At 69.9% G+C, this 19688-nt stretch carries 17 protein-coding genes; 5 read left to right on the top strand and 12 right to left on the bottom strand.

What is annotated here, in order from left to right; all coding sequences use genetic code 11:
* Positions 1-4 precede the first annotated feature (4 nt).
* The 5 genes from G6N58_RS09420 to G6N58_RS09400 form a co-directional block, all read right to left on the bottom strand.
* Entirely contained in the window at positions 5-1927 is a 1923-nt protein-coding gene (locus tag G6N58_RS09420; protein WP_115278914.1) for an ArnT family glycosyltransferase, read from the bottom strand.
* A complete protein-coding gene (locus tag G6N58_RS09415) occupies positions 1924-3150 on the bottom strand; it encodes a bifunctional glycosyltransferase family 2/GtrA family protein (RefSeq protein WP_083230479.1) in 1227 nt (408 codons plus the stop codon). Before G6N58_RS09415 ends, G6N58_RS09420 begins: the two co-directional genes overlap by 4 nt.
* Before the next feature lie 62 nt (positions 3151-3212).
* On the bottom strand, positions 3213-4973 hold the full coding sequence (locus G6N58_RS09410) for an ArnT family glycosyltransferase (protein ID WP_232067798.1): 1761 nt from the start codon (positions 4971-4973) through the stop codon (positions 3213-3215).
* Between the two features lie 44 nt (positions 4974-5017).
* Complete coding sequence (locus G6N58_RS09405; protein WP_163908044.1) at positions 5018-6538, bottom strand: sensor histidine kinase; 1521 nt, start codon at positions 6536-6538, stop codon at positions 5018-5020.
* Complete coding sequence (locus G6N58_RS09400) at positions 6516-7220, bottom strand: response regulator transcription factor (RefSeq protein WP_068914492.1); 705 nt, start codon at positions 7218-7220, stop codon at positions 6516-6518. The genes G6N58_RS09405 and G6N58_RS09400 overlap by 23 nt, the downstream gene beginning before the upstream one ends.
* A 162-nt stretch (positions 7221-7382) precedes the next feature.
* Between G6N58_RS09400 and G6N58_RS30770 the strand changes: the two genes are divergently transcribed.
* Genes G6N58_RS30770 through G6N58_RS09380 form a run of 4 tightly spaced genes read left to right on the top strand, consistent with a single transcriptional unit; the run spans position 7383 to position 10151 of the window.
* Complete coding sequence (locus G6N58_RS30770; protein WP_115278916.1) at positions 7383-7862, top strand: hypothetical protein; 480 nt, start codon at positions 7383-7385, stop codon at positions 7860-7862.
* Positions 7863-7884: 22 nt separating this feature from the next.
* On the top strand, positions 7885-8640 hold the full coding sequence (locus tag G6N58_RS09390; RefSeq protein WP_115278917.1) for an alpha/beta fold hydrolase: 756 nt from the start codon (positions 7885-7887) through the stop codon (positions 8638-8640).
* Positions 8637-8993 (top strand): DUF1622 domain-containing protein, encoded by a 357-nt coding sequence (locus G6N58_RS09385; protein ID WP_115278918.1) that lies wholly within the window; start codon positions 8637-8639, stop codon positions 8991-8993. Before G6N58_RS09390 ends, G6N58_RS09385 begins: the two co-directional genes overlap by 4 nt.
* A gap of 12 nt (positions 8994-9005) precedes the next feature.
* Positions 9006-10151: an MFS transporter gene (locus tag G6N58_RS09380; protein ID WP_197746479.1), complete on the top strand. Its 1146-nt coding sequence runs from the start codon at positions 9006-9008 to the stop codon at positions 10149-10151.
* On the opposite strand, the gene G6N58_RS09375 is transcribed toward G6N58_RS09380, so the two are convergent.
* Positions 10080-10508, bottom strand: a complete 429-nt coding sequence (locus tag G6N58_RS09375) for an MmcQ/YjbR family DNA-binding protein (protein ID WP_115278920.1) — start codon at positions 10506-10508, stop codon at positions 10080-10082. The two genes, G6N58_RS09380 and G6N58_RS09375, sit on opposite strands and share 72 nt — an antisense overlap.
* A gap of 33 nt (positions 10509-10541) precedes the next feature.
* Between G6N58_RS09375 and G6N58_RS09370 the strand changes: the two genes are divergently transcribed.
* On the top strand, positions 10542-11813 hold the full coding sequence (locus G6N58_RS09370) for a threonine/serine exporter family protein (protein WP_068914486.1): 1272 nt from the start codon (positions 10542-10544) through the stop codon (positions 11811-11813).
* Positions 11814-11815: 2 nt separating this feature from the next.
* On the opposite strand, the gene G6N58_RS09365 is transcribed toward G6N58_RS09370, so the two are convergent.
* From G6N58_RS09365 to G6N58_RS09340, 6 genes are all read right to left on the bottom strand, one after another.
* Positions 11816-13177, bottom strand: a complete 1362-nt coding sequence (locus tag G6N58_RS09365) for a mycothione reductase (RefSeq protein ID WP_115278921.1) — start codon at positions 13175-13177, stop codon at positions 11816-11818.
* 39 nt (positions 13178-13216) lie between these two features.
* On the bottom strand, positions 13217-14440 hold the full coding sequence (locus tag G6N58_RS09360; RefSeq protein ID WP_115278922.1) for an NAD(P)/FAD-dependent oxidoreductase: 1224 nt from the start codon (positions 14438-14440) through the stop codon (positions 13217-13219).
* Positions 14437-15807 (bottom strand): NAD(P)/FAD-dependent oxidoreductase, encoded by a 1371-nt coding sequence (locus tag G6N58_RS09355; protein WP_163908043.1) that lies wholly within the window; start codon positions 15805-15807, stop codon positions 14437-14439. Before G6N58_RS09355 ends, G6N58_RS09360 begins: the two co-directional genes overlap by 4 nt.
* Positions 15804-17219 carry an FGGY family carbohydrate kinase gene (locus tag G6N58_RS09350; RefSeq protein WP_115278923.1) on the bottom strand — a complete coding sequence of 472 codons (1416 nt, stop codon included), beginning with the start codon at positions 17217-17219 and terminating at the stop codon, positions 15804-15806. The genes G6N58_RS09355 and G6N58_RS09350 overlap by 4 nt, the downstream gene beginning before the upstream one ends.
* The gene (locus tag G6N58_RS09345; RefSeq protein ID WP_068914481.1) at positions 17216-18709 is read right to left on the bottom strand and encodes an amino acid permease; all 1494 of its coding nucleotides are present in this window, start codon (positions 18707-18709) and stop codon (positions 17216-17218) included. The genes G6N58_RS09350 and G6N58_RS09345 overlap by 4 nt, the downstream gene beginning before the upstream one ends.
* A gap of 86 nt (positions 18710-18795) precedes the next feature.
* On the bottom strand, positions 18796-19566 hold the full coding sequence (locus G6N58_RS09340) for a DeoR/GlpR family DNA-binding transcription regulator (RefSeq protein WP_068914480.1): 771 nt from the start codon (positions 19564-19566) through the stop codon (positions 18796-18798).
* Positions 19567-19688: the final 122 nt, after the last annotated feature.

The following is a 19688-nucleotide window of genomic DNA, read 5'->3' as shown; positions in this document are numbered from 1 at the left end:
GTGGTCAAGGGTGCAGATCGTAAACCGTTGTGCCGTCGATGGTCTGCGCGGTGAAGTTGTCCTTCACCCACTGCGTGATCTGCGCGGCAGAGCTGTCGGTATCGCCGCCGCCGCGACCACCGGGGCCTCGGTCACTCACCAGGAAGTAGCCGATCTGACCGTCGGCCACATACTGCTGGAACTGCGCCAGCGTGGGTGCGGGATCCCCGCCGCTGAACCCGCCGATCGCCATCACCGGGCGCCCGGTCTCCAACTGCAGGCGCCCTGACGCCATCGAGCTGACAGCGGCTGCAGCCCAGTGCTCGCCGCTGTCGCGCAACAGGTTCTCCACCTCCTCCGACGAACCACCGGGGCCTCCTGGGCCTCCTGGGCCTCCTGGGCCGCCCGGACCACCCGAGCCTCCCGGACCACCGGGACCGAAGAGCCCGACATCGCGCGCGGGCCCGGACAGCGGAATCCCGCCGCCGCTGGTACCACCCACCACGGTCTGCACCGTGTAGGCACCGGTGGCGCCCAGCCCGAACAGCACGCCCGCCAGCGCCAACGCCGCGGTGTAGCGGCCTAGCTGGTGTCCACCGACGGCGAGCACCGCGGCCGCCACGATGGCCCCGACCAGCACCACCCACCGCAGCCAGGGCAGCCAGTCCGGGGTCCGGTTCAACAACACGAAACTCCACACACCCGTCGCGGCGAGCATGAGTGCCAACGGGATTCGCGCCGGCAGGTGGGCACGCCCACGCCACAGCTCGACCACGCCGATCGCCACGACCGCGGCGACGCCGGGTGCCAGCGCAATGGTGTAATAGGGATGCATGATCCCCTTCATGTAGCTGAAGATCAGCCCCGTCACCACGGTCCAGCCACCCCACAACAGCAGCGCTGCGCGCGTGCGGTCGGTCCGCGCTGCGCGGCGGGTGAACCACAGCCCGGCCACCAGACCGATCAGTGCCGCCGGCAACAACCAGGAGATCTCCGTGCCCATGGACTGACCGAACATGCGGGTGATGCCCGGATCGCCCCCGAACATGATGTTCATGCCACCACCCGGAGGGCCGCCCACGGCCGAGCCGTTCTCGGCTCCGCGAGTGGGATTGCCGTCACCGCCGAACACCCGGCCCAGGCCGTTGTAGCCCAGCGCCAACTCCAGCAGGCTGTTGTTCGTGGAACCACCGATATAGGGCCGGGAATCGGCCGGCCACAACGCCACCAGCGCGATGTACCAGCCTGCCGAGACCACCATCGCAATGAGCCCGCATGCCAGGGCAACCAGCCGTCTACGGACACTGACCGGCACCGCCACCAGCACCACCAGCGCCAGCACCGGCACGATCAGGAACGCCTGCAACAGTTTGGTCAGGAAGGCGAAGCCCAGCGCCACCCCGGCCAGAGACGTCCAGAGCACCGCCCTGCCGTCCAGCGCACGCACGATGCAGTAGGCCGCGACGACCAACAAGAGAACCAGGAGCGCGTCCGGGTTGTTGTACCGGAACATCAACGCCGCCACGGGGGTCAGCGTCAACACCAGCCCGGCCAACAGGCCGGCAGCCGGTCCCGACGTCCGCTTCACCGCCGCGTAGAGCAGCGCCACCGACGCCACCCCCATCAGGCCCTGCGGCACCAGCATGCTCCAGGAGCTGAATCCAAATACCTGACCGGCCAGGCCCATCACCCACAGGGAGGCAGGTGGCTTGTCCACGGTGATGACATTGCCCGGGTCCAGCGACCCGAACAGCAACGCCTTCCAGTTCTGCGACCCGGCTTGTGCTGCGGCGGCGTAGAAGTCATTGGCCCAACCCAGCGAACCCAGCGCCCACAGGTACAGCACCGCGGTACCGGCCAGCAGCACCACCAGTGCGGGCCGCTCCCAGCGGGCAGTGGGCACGCGATGGGCTTCGACACTCACCGGGGCGTCGTCGATGACTGTCACGAGGCGCTCCTGCCGGAACGGAAGACCCAGCCGCGCAGCAGGACGAACCGCACCACAGTGGCCAGCAGGTTGGCCGCCACCAGGACCGCGAGTTCGACGGCGCGGGCCGGCTCGCCGAAGTAGTGCAGTACCGCCAGCGAGCCACTGGTCAGGGCCAGCCCGATCCCGAACACCACCAGTCCTTCGAACTGGTGGCGCACCACCCGGGCACGCCCGCGCACGCCGAAGGTGAACCGGCGGTTGGCTGCGGTGTTGGCCACCGCGGTCACCAGCAGCGCCACCAGGTTGGCACCCTGGGCGCCGAGCGGTCGCAGGGCCAGGAACAACACCAGGTACGCCAGCGTGGACAGCACGCCGACGGTGGCGAAGCGAACCACTTGCCGCAACAGTGACGGTGGTGGCTCGGCGGCCGGCGTCAGCTGCGCGCCGATGGCGCCCACGGGGATCGAGCCGCGGGCGAAGCCGCCGAGCAGCCGGGCGATGCCCTTGAGGTCGGCGACAGCCGTGGCGACGATGTCGACGCGGCTGTCCGGATCGTCCACCCAGTCGACCGGCACCTCATGGATCCGCATGCCGCTGCGCTGCGCCAGCACCAGCAACTCGGTGTCGAAGAACCAGCCGGTGTCGTGCACGTGCGGTAGCAGCTGTGCGGCCGCGTCCGCGCGGATGGCCTTGAAGCCGCACTGCGCGTCGGAGAAACGCGCCGCCAGGGTCGAGCGCAGAATCAGGTTGTAGCAGCGGGAGATGAACTCGCGCTTGGGCCCGCGGACCACCTGCGAGCCGCGGCCCAGCCGGGTGCCGATGGCCAGATCCGAATGCCCGGAGATCAGTGGCGCCACCAACGGCGCCAGGGCGGCCAGGTCGGTGGACAGGTCGACGTCCATGTACGCGAGCACGGGCGCGTCCGACGTCGACCACACCTCATGCAGCGCGCGACCCCGGCCCTTGAGTTCAAGCCGACGCACCCGCACCCCGTCGAGCTCACCGGCGAGCCGTTCGGCAATGGCGAGCGTGGCGTCCACGCTGGCGTTGTCGGCGATGGTGATCCGGAAGTCGAACGGGAACTCCGTGCACAGGTGGCGGTGCAGCCGGCGGATCGAGTCCGCGAGTTGCTCCTGTTCGTTGTACACCGGGACCACGACGTCCAGGACAGGCACGCCGCGCTCGGCGGCGACGAGGGCGGCATTGCGGGCTTTTGCTCGCGGCAGGTCGATTGTGGTCATGTCTTGATACTCGGTGTCGGCCGTGGGTTGGACATTGGCGTTTCCTGTGCTCGGGCTATGAGTCATGCGGTCAGGTCGAAGACGGTGACACCGGCGATGTTCTCGCTGGGGAAGTGGGCGTGCACCCAGTCCGCGATCCGGTGGGCGGCGTCACTGCCGCTGGACTGCGACCCCATCATCCGCAGGGTGGTGGAGTCCATGAAGTAGTGGATCTTCTTGGCTGCCACCAGTTTCTGGAACTCCGACAGTGTGGGAGCCGGGTCGGTGCCGTTGTAGCCGCCGACGGCCATCACCGGCAGGCCGGTGCTCAACTGGTAGCCGGCGGCATTGTTGGAGCCCACCGCCGCCGCCACCCAGGTGTAGTCCGCCCCGTCCTGGCGCAGCAGTGTGATGAGCTCATCCGGGGGACGCTCGGCGGTGAGCAGGCCGGGCGGCCCACCGAACCCGGACACCGGCCCCGACGTGGGAATGGCGCCGCTGTGCGTGGTACCCGCGGTGGCGACGCTGTAGGCCGCTGGTGCGGCCAGCACCGCGACGCAGGCCAGTGCACCCACCGCCGTGGCGGCGCGCGGGGCCAGCTTGCCGACGACCAGTAGCAGCAGCCCGGCGGCCAGCCCGGTGAACAACACCGTAGGACGCAGCCACGGTTGCCAATCCGAATGTCGTTGCAGCAACAGGAACGCCAGGATCGCGGTGATGATCACCGCACCCGAGAGCACCATCACGATCCGGATATCGGTGCGGCGGCGCCAGAGCACCGGCGCCCCGATACCGAGGCACGCCGCGATCGCCGGCGCCAGAGCGACGGTGTAGTACGAGTGCATGATGCCGTTCATGTAGCTGAACACCAGCGCGGTGGCCACCAGCCACCCGCCCCACAGCGACAGTGCGGCGCGCACCATACCTCGGGCACAGCACAATCCGGCCACCAGCACGATCACGGCAGCGGGCAGCAGCCAGCCGATCTCACCGCCCATCTGAGCGCCCAGCAGCCGCGCCCAGCCGACGTCGTGGTTCATGTTGCCCAGGCCGCCCACCTCGTCGCCGGTCAATCGGCCCAGGCCGTTGTACCCCAGTGTCAGTTCCAGGATCGAATTGTCCTGCGAGCCACCGATATAGGGCCGCAGATCCGCCGGCCAGAGCTCCACCAAAAGCAGGTACCAGCCGGCCGACACCACCAGGGCCAGCCCACCGAGGAACAGCCGCCGAATGCGCTGCGCCACAGACATTTCCGCAGCGATCAGAAACACCAGCGCGAACACCGGTGCCACCAGCAGGGCCTGCAGCATCTTGGCCAGAAACCCCACGCCCAGCGCGGTCCCAGCGGCCACCATCCACCACGCCGAACCGTCCAGTGAGCGCTGCACACAGTAGGCCGCCACCACCAGCGCGAGAACCAGCAGCGCGTCCGGGTTGTTGAACCGGAACATCAGGGCGGCCACCGGCGTCACCGCCAGCACCGTCCCGGCCAGCAGGGCACCAGGGACACCGACCACCCGGCGCACGGCGACGTACAGCACGGCCACCGTGGCCACACCCATCAGCGCCTGCGGCACCAGCATGCTCCAGCTGCTGAACCCGAAGAGGCGCGCGGACAGGCTCATCACCCACAACGCGGCCGGGGTCTTGTCCACGGTGATCGCGTTGGCGGCATCGCTGGACCCGAACAACAACGCCGTCCAGCTCTGGGAACCGGCCTGCACCGCAGCGGTGTAAAAGCTGTTGGCCCAGTCGGTGGCGCCGAGGTTCCACAGGTAGAGCAGCGCGGTCGCCGTCAGCAATGCCGCGACGGCCAGCGGTTCGCGCCGCGCGAGGAGAGTCACCCTGCCAGAGTGCTGGGCCCGTGTGGACAGACCCTTGGTATCGGCTATGTGCCGGCTGTGAAGGGGAGCGTCACGACGAACCGGGTGTCGCCGGGCCTGCTGGCCAGCTCGATGCGGCCGCCGTGCGCCTTGACCACCGCGGCCACGATGGCCAGGCCCAGCCCGGTGCTGCCACCTTTGCGCGAGCGCGACGAGTCGCCGCGGGCGAACCGCTCGAACACCTCGGACTGCAGCTGCGCCGGGATGCCGGGCCCGTCATCGGCGACGGTGAGCACCGCGTGCCGGTCGGCGGCTGTCAGCGACAGCGTGACCGTGGTACCCGGACCGGTGTGGGTGCGGGCGTTGGCCAGCAGATTGGTCAGCACCTGCTGCAGCCGGGCCGCATCCCCGGTCACCAGCACCGGCTCATCGGGCAGGTCCAGGTTCCACTCGTGATCGGGTCCGGCGATGTGGGCGTCACTCACCGCGTCCACGGCCAGCTTCGACAGGTCGACCGGTTCCCGCTCCAGCGGGCGGCCAGAATCCAGCCGGGCCAGCAGCAGGAGGTCTTCGACCAGATGTGTCATCCTTTCGGCTTCGGACGCCACCCGGCCCATGGCGTGGGCGACTTCGGCGGGCACCTCGTCGCGGCGGCGTTGCGCCAGCTCGCTGTACCCGCGGATGGCCGTCAGCGGGGTGCGCAGTTCGTGGCTGGCGTCGGCGACGAACTGCCGCACCCGGGTCTCGCTGGCCTGCCGCGTCGACAGCGCCGCCGAAATGTGGTCCAGCATCCGATTCAGTGCCGAACCCATCTGTCCCACTTCGGTATTCGGATTGGCGTCACGCTCGGGAACACGGACCGGCAGGGCCACCTCGCCACGATCCAACGGCAGGTTGGCCACCTGCGCTGCGGTGGCCGCCACCCTGTTCAGCGGGGCCAGCGCCCGGCGGATGATCACCACCCCGGCAGTGGCGGCAACGGCCACCGCCACCACGGTGACCACCGCGAAGATGAGCAGCACCCGCAACAGGGTGCCGTGTACGTCGGACAGCGGCAGGCCCACCGCCACGGTCTCACCGAACCGGTTGTAGGTGGCCACGGCACGGTAGCTCCCCAGTCCGTCCAGATCAATGGTGATCGCCCGCTGGTGCGGCGTCACCGAGACCAGCTGTTGCTGGGCGACCACCCCCAGATCGGCCCGCTCGCCGAAGGTGGTCAGCACCCCGGCGTTGACCCTGCCCTGTTGGCTCACCACCGCGGCCACCATCCCGACGGGCTGGCCCGGGGCGTCCAGGAAATCCGGGCCGGGACCCGGCCGGGGTCGCGGCCCGATGCTGCTGCCGGGCATGCCACCGGGAATCGGCGGGGGTGGCGGCAGACCCGACATCATCGCCGAGCGGCCGGTGGCCTCGACCAGCTGGCTGTCCAGCTGGTGCACCAGATACTGGTACAGCGCGAGTTCGGTGGCCGCCCCGATACCGACGCACACCAGTGCCAGCATCAGCAGCTGTCCGAGCAGCAGACGGGCCTGCAGTGACCAGCTGCCCGGGGCCCGGGGCGCGTTACTTGGTGGGTTTGAGGACATACCCCGCCCCGCGCAGCGTGTGGATCATCGGCTCACGGCCGCTGTCGATCTTCTTGCGCAGGTAGGAGATGTAGAGCTCGACGATGTTGGACCGGCCGCCGAAGTCATAGCTCCACACCCGGTCCAGGATCTGCGCCTTGGACAGCACCCGTTTGGCGTTGCGCATCATGAAGCGCAGCAGTTCGAACTCCGTGGACGTCAACGTGATCAGCTCACCGGCCCGGGTGACCTCGTGGCTGTCCTCGTCGAGCACCAGGTCACCGACCACCAACTGCGCGCCACTGTCCTCGGTGGTGACGCCGGTGCGCCGCAGCAGCGCGCGCAGCCGCAGCACCACCTCCTCGATGCTGAACGGTTTGGTGACGTAGTCGTCGCCGCCCGCGGTCAGTCCGGCGATGCGATCCTCCAGCGCGTCTTTGGCCGTCAGCAGCAGCACCGGCAGCTGCGGGTTCTGTTCACGCAGCTTGCGCAGCACCTCGAGTCCGCTCATGTCCGGCAGCATCACATCGAGAACCACCACGTCGGGCCGGTTGGCACGGGCGGCGCTGACGGCGGCGGCCCCGTCGGCGGCGGTGGTGATGTTCCAGCCTTCGTAGCGCAGGGCCATCGAGACCATCTCGGCGAGCACCGTCTCGTCGTCGACCACCAGCACGGTGATCGGGTTGCCGTCGGCTCGGCGCATGACGACACGTTCGGCAGCTCCAGACATCATGGCTCCCAGTATTCGGTTTGCCGATGGGCCGACCCTGTGTCGATCCTATGCGCCGGCTGTGAGCCGGCGGCGCATATCGGGCACCGAGATGCCGCACAGCGGGCACACAGCGTAGCGGGCCACCGTGGTGGCATGGAGACCCAGAACGACCACGTGTGGGGCGCGCCGCAGACCGAGCCCGCCCACTGGTCGATGCGGAAGACACTGGCCGCCGTCGCCGTCGCAGCCGTGCTGGCCGCCGGGGGCGCCGCGGTGATCTACGCCGCCGCGGGCACCACCGAGCACGGCGGCGGCCCCGGTTTCGGCGGCCCACCTCCCGGCGGGTTCGGGCCAGGCCCCGGGTCCGCTGCGACCGCAGCCCTGCACGGCGAGTTCGTCGTCGACGACGGAATGGGCGGGTACACCACCGAACTCACCCAGACCGGTGTCGTCACCGACATCTCCGCAACGGCGGTCACCGCCCGCAGCGCCGACGGCTTCACCCGCACCTACACCATCACCGCGCAGACCCGGCAGGGCCGTGATCCGGTGCAGCCCGGGGACACCGCCACCATCCGCGCCGTGGCCCAGGGCGGCACTGACACGGCAACGGTGATTTCGCCCGCGGAGTGACACCGGGTGCGACGATGACGCCATGACGCTGGTCTTCGTGCACGGCAATCCCGAAACGGCCGCCATCTGGGGCCCACTGCTCGAGGAACTCGGGCGCCAGGACGTGATACTGCTCTCCCCGCCCGGTTTCGGAGCGCCCGTGCCCGACGGATTCGGGTGTACCCAATTGGAGTACCGGGACTGGTTGGCCGACGAACTCAGCCGACTCGACGGACCGGTGGACCTGGTGGGCCACGACTGGGGCGGCGGTCACGTGCTCAATGTCGTGATGCACCGCCCCGAGTTGGTGCGCAGCTGGGTCAGCGATGTGGTGGGGCTCTTCGACCCCGAGTACGTCTGGCACGACCTGGCGCAGGTCTGGGCGACCCCGGGAGCCGGCGAGGAGCTGATCGAGGCGATGCTGGGCGGCACCGCCGCCGAGCGCGCCGAACGCAACGAGGGTCTGGGCATGCCGCCGGCGGTGGCGGCCGAGGTGGCCGCCGGTCAGGACGAGGCGATGGGCCGCGCGGTGCTGGCGCTGTACCGGTCGGCCATTCAACCGGCGCTCACCGACGCGGGCCGGCACCTGGATGTCGCCGCACAGCGGCCCGGTCTGGCCATCGTCGCCACCGAGGACCACTTCGTCGGTACCGAGGAGATGCGGCAGCGCACCGCGGCCCGCGCCGGCGCCCGGGTGGAGGTGCTCGAAGGGCTGGGGCACTGGTGGATGCTGCAGGACCCCGTGCGCGCCGCGGGGGCACTGAGCCGCTTCTGGGCAGACCTGGACCCCGGCGCGTGACCTTCATCGAGGGGGTCGAACTCGTCGGCACGGTGATCGACGGGGTCGGCGTGGCGGTCATCGCGGTGGGTGGCGTCATCGCGGCGGTGTTCGGCGTGCGCCGGCTGCTGCGCCGGGAGCCGGGCACCTACTCGAAGTTCCGCGAACAGCTGGGCCGATCGATCCTGTTGGGACTGGAACTGCTGGTGGCGGCCGACATCATCAAGACGGTGGCCGTCACGCCCACGTGGGAGAGCGTGGCGGTGCTCGGCGGCATCGTGGTGATCCGGACCTTCCTCAGCTGGTCGCTCGAGGTGGAGATCAGCGGACGCTGGCCCTGGCAGAAAGCACCCCGGAAGACCGAGAGCGCCTGAGCCGTGCGGTCCTTGCTGCCGCTGTACGCGGCCGGTTTCGTGACCGCGTTCGGCGCCCACAGCATTGCGGCCAGCCTCGGCGGTTTCACGGGAAACCAGAATTTGCTGACGCTCGGACTGCTGCTCGCGATCTACGACGGGGCCGAGGTACTGCTGAAGCCCGTGTTCGGTGCGCTGGCCGACCGGGTGGGTGCCCGACCGGTCCTGCTGGGCGGGCTGGTGGCATTCGCCGCGGCGTCGGCGGCATTCGTGATCGCGGGCGACCCGGCCTGGGTGGGCCTGGCCCGCTTCGGGCAGGGCGCCGCCGCAGCGGCCTTCTCCCCCGCCGCCTCGGTGTTGGTGTCGCGGCTGACACCCGCCGCCGCCCAGGGCCGCGGGTTCGGCCACTACGGCGCGTGGAAAGGACTGGGCTACACCCTGGGCCCGGTGCTGGGCGGGGTGCTGATCCACCTCGGGGGCTTCTCGTTGCTGTTCTGCACCCTGGCGGTGCTCGCGACCCTGATCGCGGTGTGGGCGCTGGCGGTGGTGCCCGCGGTGGCGCCGCTGCCCCGCACCCGTCAGACCGTGGCCGATCTGGCCCGGCGCCTCACCAGCCCCGGATTCACCCGTCCCACTGCGGCATTGGCGGCCGCGACCGCGGCGCTGTCCGTCGGGGTCGGATTCCTGCCGGTGGTCGGCGCCGACCGCGGCCTGGGCCCGCTGGCCACCGGTCTCGTCGTCTCGGTGCTCGCGGCCGCCACCTCGCTGGTGCAGCCGCGGATCGGGCGCCTGCGCGACGACGGCCGGATCCCGGATCGCGCCGGCATGGCGGTGGGGCTGGTGCTCACCGGCGCCGGTTGTGTCGCGGTGCTGCTCCCCGGCGCAGGTGGCCTGGTGGTCTGTGCCTTGGCGATCGGCGTGGGCGTCGGCGTGATCACCCCGCTGGGCTTTGCGCACCTGGCCGCGACGTCGCCCGCCGAACGGCTGGGCCAGACCATGGGATCGGCCGAGGTGGGCCGGGAGCTCGGCGATGCGGGCGGGCCGCTGCTGGTCGGCGGGCTGGCCGCGGCGACGGCCCTGGCCCCCGCACTCGTGGTGTTCGGCGGATTACTCGCAGCCACCGCTGGGCTCCTGGGACGCCAGCCACGCCTGCGCCCGCCGGTGGGAGGCCCGGGATAACCAGGCGTCGGCAATCAATTCGGTCAACTCCGTCACGCCGATCTCACCGATGCGGCTGGTGCGCAGCAACACCGAGGGGTGTCCGTCGAAACGGTCGGTGGTGAAGAAGAGCCGGCGCGGGTCTTGGAGCAGCGCGAGCTTGTCGCGTTCGTCCTCGACCCACAGCATCAGCACATCCGGGTACTTGGCACCCGTCTCGGGGTCCACGGCGTCGGGTTGAGGTGTCCGGAAGAACACGAACGACTTTCCGCCGACCTGGTAGACGGCGTTTCCTTTAGGGCCTTCGATCCGGGTGGTGTGTGGCATCTGCGCGGCAATCCGATGGACGTCGGTGACGCGCGCCCGCCTGTCGGCCATGCCGTTCAGGTTACTGAGCGACAATCACCGGCTATGAGCGATTCTCCGGTCACGCGGGCGCTGCACCCGTTCCGCAAGGCGGCACCGCGCCCGCTGGCCCCACCGGACACCTTCGACCTCGCCGACATCGCCGACATGCTCCGCGAGCTGGGAATCGCGCTGGTGGAGGTGGAGCAGCCGACCAATCAGATCGCGATCCGGCTGCGGCAGATCGCGGCGATGTACACCACGGAGAAGGTCAGCGTGGTGGTCCTGCCGACGGTGCTGATGATCCAGCTGGGCACCGCCGCCTACGAGGTGGATGTGACCACCCGGATCACCACGCAGCTGAACCTGGCGGGCAAGGTCGATGCGATCGCCGAACTGGCCGACGCCGGGGCCATCTCCCCCACCGAGGCGGTGGCGGCGGTGTCCGCCGCCCGCCAGACGCCGTACCGCTTCGGCCCGGTCGCCGGGGTGGCCGGGTATGCCGTCACCACACTGGGTTTCGGTCTCGTGATGAACCCGACCTGGGCGTCGCTGTGGGGATATGTGTTCCTGGGCACGGTGGTGGGTGTCATCGTGATCGCGGCGCGGCCCTTTCCGTCCCTGAAGCCGGTGGTGCCCCCGCTGTCGGCATTGGTGGTGACCCTGCTGGCCACCTGGTTTGTCGCCGACGCGGCCAACGACGGGCTGCTGCGGGTGATCACCCCCGCGCTGGTGGCGGTGCTGCCCGGCATCGCGTTGACCATCGGCGCCTTGGAGCTGGCCAGCTCGGCGATCATCGCCGGCACCGCCCGGGTGGTGTTCGGCGTGACGCAGCTCGGATTGATGGTGTTCGGGCTGGCGATCGGTATCCACATCGCCGGACCCCTTGCGCCGCAGCAACCGTCGGCGCAGATGGGCTCCTGGTCGTTGTATGTGGCGATCGTGGTGATCGCGGTGGGTCTCTACCTCTACCTGTCCGGGCCGCCGGGAACGCTGATCTGGCTGATGGCCGCGGTCGCGGTGGCACTGCTGGGCCAGCAGATCGGCGGGCTGTTCCTCTCCCCCGCGCACTCCGCGGCGGTGGGGGCCTTCCTGGTGGTGCCGTTCGTGATGGTGGTCCGCCACATCAAGGGCGGACCACCCAGCATCGTGATGATGCTGGTGGCGTTCTGGACGCTGGTGCCGGGTGCGCTGGGGTTCGAGTCACTCTCGGAGGTCACCACCCACGTCGATCCCGACGTCACCACCCTCGGTGTGACGGTGGCCGCCATCTTCTCCATCGCGCTGGGCACGCTGATCGGGTGGAGCGTCTTCCACGCCCGGCTACGCCGCCAGTAGCGTCACGCGGGCGCGAGGTTCAGCAGGGCGTTCTGCAGCACCTCGGTCAGCGCCGGATGGATCCAGTAGGGCTTGGTGGCCAGCGATTCGGCGTCGATGCCGAACTCCATCGCGATGACGAACGACTGGATCAGGGTGGCGGCCTGGGCTCCGATCAGGTGAGCCCCCAGGATCTGGCCGGTGGCGCCGTCGGCGATCACCTTGCAGCGGCCCACGCTGTCCTGCAGCGCCCACCCGTAGGCCACGTCGTCGTAGCTGTACGTCGACACCAGGTAACCCGGGTGGTCGCGGCGGGCCTGCTCCTCGGTGATGCCCACCGACGCCATCTGTGGGTGGGTGAACACCGCCGACGGCACCCGGTCGCGGTCGAGCGTACGAAGCGAATCCGGGTGACGCAGATTGTGTTTGACGGCGTCGGCTTCCCGGTTGGCGACGTGTTTGAGCGGGATGCCGACGCTGATGTCCCCGAGCGCGAACACCCCGTCGGCGCTGGTGCGGCCGTACTCGTCGACGATGATGAGACCCGAGTCGTCGACCTCGATACCGGCGGCGGCGACGGCGAGTCGGTCGGTGTTCGGAACCCGCCCCGCCGCCACCAGCAGCATGTCCGCCTCGACGGTGCTGCCGTCGTCGCAGTGGACTACGAGATCACCTGCGGTGCCGCTGATCCGGCCGACGTCGACACCCAGGCGAAGGTCGTGACGGGCGCGCATCAGGTCGGTGAACACGGTGCGGATCTCGTCGTCCTGCGGACCGCCCAGCAGCAAGTCGTTCTTCTCGATGATCGTGATCGCACTACCGGCCGCGGCGAAGACGTGCGCCAGCTCGGCGGCGATGTACCCGCCGCCCAGCACCGCCAGCCGGCGCGGCGGCGTGTCGATCCGCATGACGGTGTCCGACGTCTCGTAGGGCACCCCGCTGCCGGACACCACCTGCGGGACCGCGGGCCGGCCGCCCGCGGCGATCACGATCTGGGTGGCTTCGATCTCGGTGTCGCCCACCCGCAGCCGCTTCGGCCCGGTGAAGACCGCGCGCTCGGTGTAGACGGTGACGAAATCGGAGTCCTCGCGGCCGCGCTGCCCCTGCGCGGCGATGTCGTCGGTGCGGGTGAACACCCGGTTGCGCACCTGCGCCCAGCGCAGTCGGCGCAGGTCGGCGTCGATGTCGAAGTCGGCGGCACCGGCGATGTTGTCGGCCAGTTCCGCGGTGTAGGACAGCAACTTCGACGGAATGCAGCCGTAATTGACGCAGGTACCGCCGAACCTCCGTTCCTCGATGATCGCGACGTCGAGGTCGGAGAAGGAGTCGTCGACCACCATGTTCCCCGACCCGCTCCCGATGATCACGAGGTCGTGGCGGCGCATGGGCTGTTCTGTGCCCGAAGCACCGGTCGGGTAAACCCGTCAGCGAACTTCGATCACCACCTGCCCGCCGTGCCGGTCGGCCCGGTCCAGCAGGCTCGACGGGATGCGGAACACCCGGCCGGGCGCCGCCGGCCAGGGCAGCCGCCGACGCCCGATCTCGACGCCGCGCTGCCGCGCGGTCACCGTCGGGAACCGGACCAGCTGATCGGTCCACGCCAGCAGCCGGTCGCGCGACGGCGCCGGATCACCGGGGCGCAGCAGCGTGGGTGAGACCCAGCGCAGAGGCGCGGCCACCTCGATGCGGATGCCGTCACCGGCGGACCGGCGGCCATCGAGGTGGTCGCGGACCTGCCGGGCGACATGCCGGCCGTCCAGGGCGGCGATGTCGGCGGTGTCGACGGGATGGCACAGGTTGCCGATGGCGAACACCCCCGGCCGGCTGGTGCGCAGGGCGGTGTCCACCGTCGGCCCCAGCGTGCCGGGATCGAGGGCCAGACCACCGGCGCGCACCAATTCGTGGTCGGGGATCCAGTCCCCGGTGAGCACCACGGTGTCGCAGTCGACGGTGCGGCGGGCGCCGGTGTCGATGTTCTCGATCTCGACGGCCCGGACGGTCGGGCTGCCCAGGATGGCGGTGACGCGGGTGCGGGTGGCCACCCGCGCGCCCAACGCGGGCGTGCGTCCGGCCGCATTGAACACCGCGTAGGACTCCGGCCTGGCGTGCTCGCTGGTCATCAGCACGGTGGCGCAACCGGCGTGCTTGAGGGTGAGCACCGCCGAGTAGCTCACCAGCTCGGCACCCACCACAACCGCGCGCCTGCCGACCGTCCCGTGCTTGAGATGCACGACGTTCTGCAGGTGCCCGGTGGTGTAGACACCCGCGCCGCGGTCACCGGGGATCAGCCGCGCCGGGCGGGGTCTTTCCCGGGCGCCGGTGGCCAGCACCACCGCGCGGGCCGTGAGCTGTTCCCGCCCGCGCGGCGACGTGATCTCGAGCGTGCGCTCGCCGGCCCAGCCGGTGACCATGGTGTCGGTGCGGATCTCGGCGCGGGCGGCCTGGTCCACCAGCCGGCGCGCGTATTCGGGGCCGCTGAGGAACCTGCGCAGGTCCCGGATCCCGTATCCGGGATGGTCACTGTGCCGCGGGATACCGCCGGCCACACTTTCACGTTCCAGCACAACAACATTCAGGTCATCGGCCAGTGCGGTGGCGGCGGTCAGCCCGGCCGGGCCACCGCCGACGACGGCGACGTCGTAGGTCATGACCGGTTCCCCTCCAGCAGCGCCTGCACCTCGGCGCCGCAGAAGAAGGCCTGGCAGCGGCCGTTCATCACGCGAGTGCGTCGGCGCAGCCCCTCCAGGGTGGTGGGGGGGATCACCGAGTGGCAGGCGTCGCGGACCTCGCCTTCGGTGACCCGCTCGCAGAAGCAGACGATGCGGCCGTACGCCGGGTCGGCGGCGATCCGGTCGGCCTGCTGGTAGGGCCGCGGGAAGGCCTCACCCAGGTTGGGCATGGCGGGCGGATCGGGCAGATCGGTCCGTGTCACCAATTCCATTCCCGCTGAGAGTAACTGGTCACGGACATGCTCGGCCACCGCCATCCCGGATGTGAGTCCCGTGGACCGGATGCCGCCCACCAGCAGGTACTGCTGTTCTGCGTCGGTGTCGATCAGGTAGTCGGGGTGGTCGATGGCCGCCCGCAGCCCGGCGTAGGTGGCCGTCACCTCTTCGGCCAGCAGTTCCGGCATGAGGACGCGTCCCTTCTCGAGCAGGAACTCGAACCCGGTCTCGGAGGTGGCGGTGGCGGAGCGGTCAGTGAGGTCCTCTGACGTCGGACCCAGCATCACGTTGCCGTAGATGGTCGGGCTCACCAGGACGCCCTTGCCGCGCGACGTGGGCACCGGCAGCACGATCTTGTCGACCAGGGCGCGGGCCAATTTGTCGTACACGATGAGTTCCCCGCGCCGCGGGGTGACGGTGAAGCGGCGGTGGCCGAACAGGGCGTCGACCTTGTCGGCGCCCAGCCCTGCGGCGTTGACCACCCAGCGGGCCCGCACGGTCCCCCCGGTGGTCCCCAAGGTGGTGAGATCACCACTGCGGGAGACGGATTCGACCCGGTGCCCGGTCAGCAGCGTTGTACCGCGGTTGACGGCATCGGTGGCCAGCGCCAGGTTCACCGTCCAAGTGCAGATGATGGACTCGTCGGGGACCGTCAACCCGCCGAGCGCGCCGGGACCGAGGTGAGGCACCTGGCGGTACACCTCGGCAGCGTCGACGATGGCGCAGCGGTGGTAACCGTTGGCCTCGGCTTTGTCCCGCAGTCCGGCGAGCGCGTCGAGTTGCTCCTGGTCCCAGGCCACCAGTAGAGCGCCGGTGTGTTCCACCGGAATACCGGTCTGTTGCGCGTAGTCGGAGAGCAGTCGGTAACCGCGGCGCACCAGTTCCGACTCCAGCGTGCCGGGCGTGGCGTCGAACCCGGTGTGCAGGATCGCCGTGTTGGCCTTGCTGGTGCCGTCACCCACATCGTCGCGGGCCTCCAGCAGGGCCACCGACACCCGGTGCCCGGAAAGCTCCCGGGCGACGGCCGAGCCGACGATGCCGGCGCCGATGACGGCCACATCATGAATCACTGGAACGTCCTATCAGCTAAAAATCGCCATTGCGAACGGAATTCGGTGGCGCGGTCACCGCTCCACGCCGGGTCGAAGGTCGCCGCCGGTGACCAGTCCGGGATCACGCTGCCCAGCGGGCGGTCCGGGTGCAGGCTCAGTGTCGCCAGGCCGGCGGCACCGAGGGCGGTGGCATGCGGCGAGGGATACACGTCCACCGGCACCTGGATCAGATCGGCGCAGGCCTGCATCAGCACGCTCGATCGGGTGAGCCCGCCGTCGACCCGCAGCCGGGTCAGCGGTGCGCCGGTGTCGGCGTTGATGGCGGTGACCAGTTCCGCGATCTGCGCGGCGATGCCCTGCAGCACCGCCAGCACCAGATGTCCACGCTCGGTGGACAGCGTCATGCCGGCCAGCGTGGCGGTGGCGTGCGGCTTCCACCACGGCGCGGCGAGCCCGGCGAGGGCGGGGACACACATCACCGACCCGGCATCCGCGGCGGCCACCCGGTCCATTTCCCCGGCATCGGCGATGACACCAAGGGCGGTCAGCCATTTCACTGCCGAGGCCGCGGTGTAGACCTGGCCGTCCACGCAGAAGGTGTCCCGGCCGGCGATCCGCCACGCCACCGATGTGGTGAGGCCCGCGCTCGAGCGCACCCCGGTGCCGCCGGTGTTGGCCAGCAGGAACGCCCCGGTGCCCAGCGTGCACTTGGCGGTCCCGGGGTCCAGGCAGGATTCGGCGAGCAGGGCGGCCTGCTGGTCCACCACGACGCCGCCGACGGGTGCTTCGTCTCCGAACGCCGCTGTGGTGCCGATGATCTCGTCGTTGCCCACGATCGCGGGCAGGCGTTCGTCGGTGAGTCCGAACAGCGCCAGCAGATCATGGCTCCACCCGGGCACGCCGAGGTCGGTCAGCAGAGAGCGGCTGGCCGTGGTGGCGTCGGTGACGAAGGCCCCGGTGAGCTGATGCAGCAGCCAGGTGTCGGAGGTGGTGACCACGCCCTCGGTGGTGACGGCGCGGCGCAGCCAGGCCATCTTCGGCGCCGAGAAGTACGGGTCGAGCACCAGACCGGTCCGCGCGGCAAGTTCGTCACCATGGTCCTGCACTGCGGCACATACGGTTTCGGCGCGCCGGTCCTGCCAGACGATGGCCGGGCTGAGTGGGCTGCCGGTGTCGGGATCCCAGGCCAGCACCGTCTCGCCCTGATTGGCCAGCGACACCGCGTCGATGCGCCGGCCGGCCTGCGCCACGGCGGCACGGCCGGCGCCGAGCACGGACTCCAGGAGCTCACCGGGGTCCTGCTCGACACCGCCGTCGGCGAGATAGACCGGATGCACCGGGATCTCGGCGAGCCCCACCACGGCCCCGGAGTCGTCGACCACGATGGCCTTGGTCCCCGAGGTGCCCTGGTCGATCGCCAACACCGTCAACGTGAACCCTGACTGTCGAGCTCGGCGTCGATGGAGTGCATGTCCGGCATGCGCAATCCGTCCTTGCCGCGGGTCACCAGCAGGTAGCCCAGATAGCAGGCGCCGATGGCCACCATGACCAGCACGTACAACCACGGGTCGCGGAATGACGCGTCGCGGAACAGCGACAGCGCGAACACCAGCCAGATCACCGCGACGGCCATGATCGGCACCTCCCAGCGGCCCAGGTTGAATCCGGCGCTGGGCGGCAGCTTACGGCGGGTGGCGATATAGAGCACGACGGTGATGGCGTAGATGACCGCGGGCAGCAGCGTCGCGGCCCCGAACAGCTTGAACAGGGCGTCGGTGCTGGTGGAGAAGATGCCGAGGATGACCGCGGAGATGGTGGTGAGCGCGATGGTGGCGTTCAGGGGCGTCTTGGTCCTGGCGTTGACCTTGTTCAGGGCCTGCCAGCCGGGGAACCGTTGGTCACGCGACATCGCCCAGACCAGGCGCACCCCGGACAGCAGGATCACCAGGCCGCACGCGAAGATGGCGATGGCCACCAGCACCAGCAGCGCAGTGCCCACGAACGAGCCCAGGATGTCGCGGATGACGTCGGCGATCGGGGTCCCGGATTCGGCCAAGGCCACCGGGTCGTCGACGGCGGCCGTGACCACCAGCAGGAACAGAAACCCGAGCACGCCGGAGGCCAGGACGGCCTGCCACATGGCCCGCGGCACCACGATTTCCGGGCGTTTGGTCTCCTCGGCGAGGTTGGCCGCCGACTCGAACCCGACGATGGTGAATGCGCCCAGCAGGAAGGCGAGCATCCACGGGCCGGCGGCGGTGGCGGTGCCGAAGCTCCAATAGCCTTCGGCGGGAACAGCTCCGGTGGAGAACAGGTTGTCCGCCGAGAGCTTGTGCGCGGCCACTCCCACGATGAACAGCAGTACCACCAGGGCCACCATGCCGATCAGTTCGGCGGTGACGGCGAAGTTGTTCACCCGTTCGGTCCACTTCATGGACAGCCCCACCAGCAGTGCCTGCAGCAGCAGCACGCCCGCGGTGATCAAGAATGCGGTAGCCGCGGTGCCTTCGAAGTCGAACAGGGCGGGCACCACGGTGGAGGCGACGGTGTAGTCGACCGCGACCACCACGATCGCCAGGAAGGTGAACGAGATCCACCCGGTGATCCAGCCGAGGATCGGGTTGGCCAGCCGCGACACCCATTGGTAGGCGTAGCCGGTGACGGGGATGCGGGCGGCCAGCGCGCCTAGCAGCAGGGCCACCGCCAACTGCCCGACGATGACGATGGGCCAGGTCCAGATGCCCATCGGTCCGGAGCTGCCCAGCACACTGCCGTAGGTGGTGAAGATGCCGGTGGCGATGGAGACGAAGGCGAACGCCACGGCGAAGGACGCGAAGCGACCGGTGGAGCGTTCGAGGGATTCGGTGTAGCCGAACTGGGCCACGCCGTCGGGTTCGGATTGTCTGGAAGAATGGGTCATCGGATCGGGCTTTCTGACTGGCTGTGACTGTGCGGTCGAGTTGGTTCGGTCCCGCGGGCGGCGCTGCAACGCCGCCCGCACCCGTCTCACGGACGTGCTGAGAGCACCACCCCTCCCGTCTCGGCGAAGGCGGCGGCCACCCCCGCGTCGGTGTCGGTGTCGGTGATCAGGCCGGTGACCGAGCGCAGCGGGCACACCCGGTAGGGCGCCACCTGCCCGACCTTGGACGAGTCGGCCAGGATGTAGCTGCGCGCGCTGTTGGCGATGATGGTGCGCCGCACGTCGATCTCGTCGAGGTGGAAGTCGGTGAGGCCGGCTTCGGCATGTACCCCGCCGGAACCCAGCAGCGCGATGTCGGCGTAGATGTCGGCGAAGAACGCCTTGGCGTGGGCGCTGGAGCAGGCCAGGTCTCCCGGGCGGACCCGCCCGCCGGCAAGCAGGACCTCGACCCCGGCGCGCTCGGTCAACTCGATCGCGACGGGCAACGACGGCGTGACGACGGTGCCGGTGAAACTGCGGGGAATGGCCTGCGCCACCGCCACCGCGGTGGTGCCGATGTCGATGACGACGGTCTGTCCGTTCTCCAGCAGGCCGGCTGCCAGCCGCGCCAGCTGGGCTTTCGCCTGGTGCCGGATCATGGACCGCTCGGTGTAGGACGGCTCGATGACGCGCCTGCTCTCCACCGGGGCGGCGCCGCCATGTACCCGGCGCAGCGCGCCCTTCCCTTCGAGCAGGGCCAGATCGCGCCGCACGGTTTCCGCCGACACCCCGAGTCGGCGGACCAGCTCATCGGTGCTGACCGCTTGCGCGGCGCTGACCGCCTCCACGATCGCTTCGTGACGTTCGACCGGCAGCACGTCAGATGCCCGCCTGTGTGGGTTTCTGACTGCGCATGACTGTCAGTGTGGGGTGTTGTGGATCACTCGTCAACCGGAGCAGCGGAATCGAGGCAGTCCCGATCGTCGACCAACCGTACGGT

Source organism: Mycolicibacterium tokaiense (assembly GCF_010725885.1).
GTDB lineage: Bacteria > Actinomycetota > Actinomycetes > Mycobacteriales > Mycobacteriaceae > Mycobacterium > Mycobacterium tokaiense.
The sequence above is the reverse complement of the archived record's forward strand: the minus strand, read 5'-3'. Positions and strand labels throughout refer to the sequence as shown.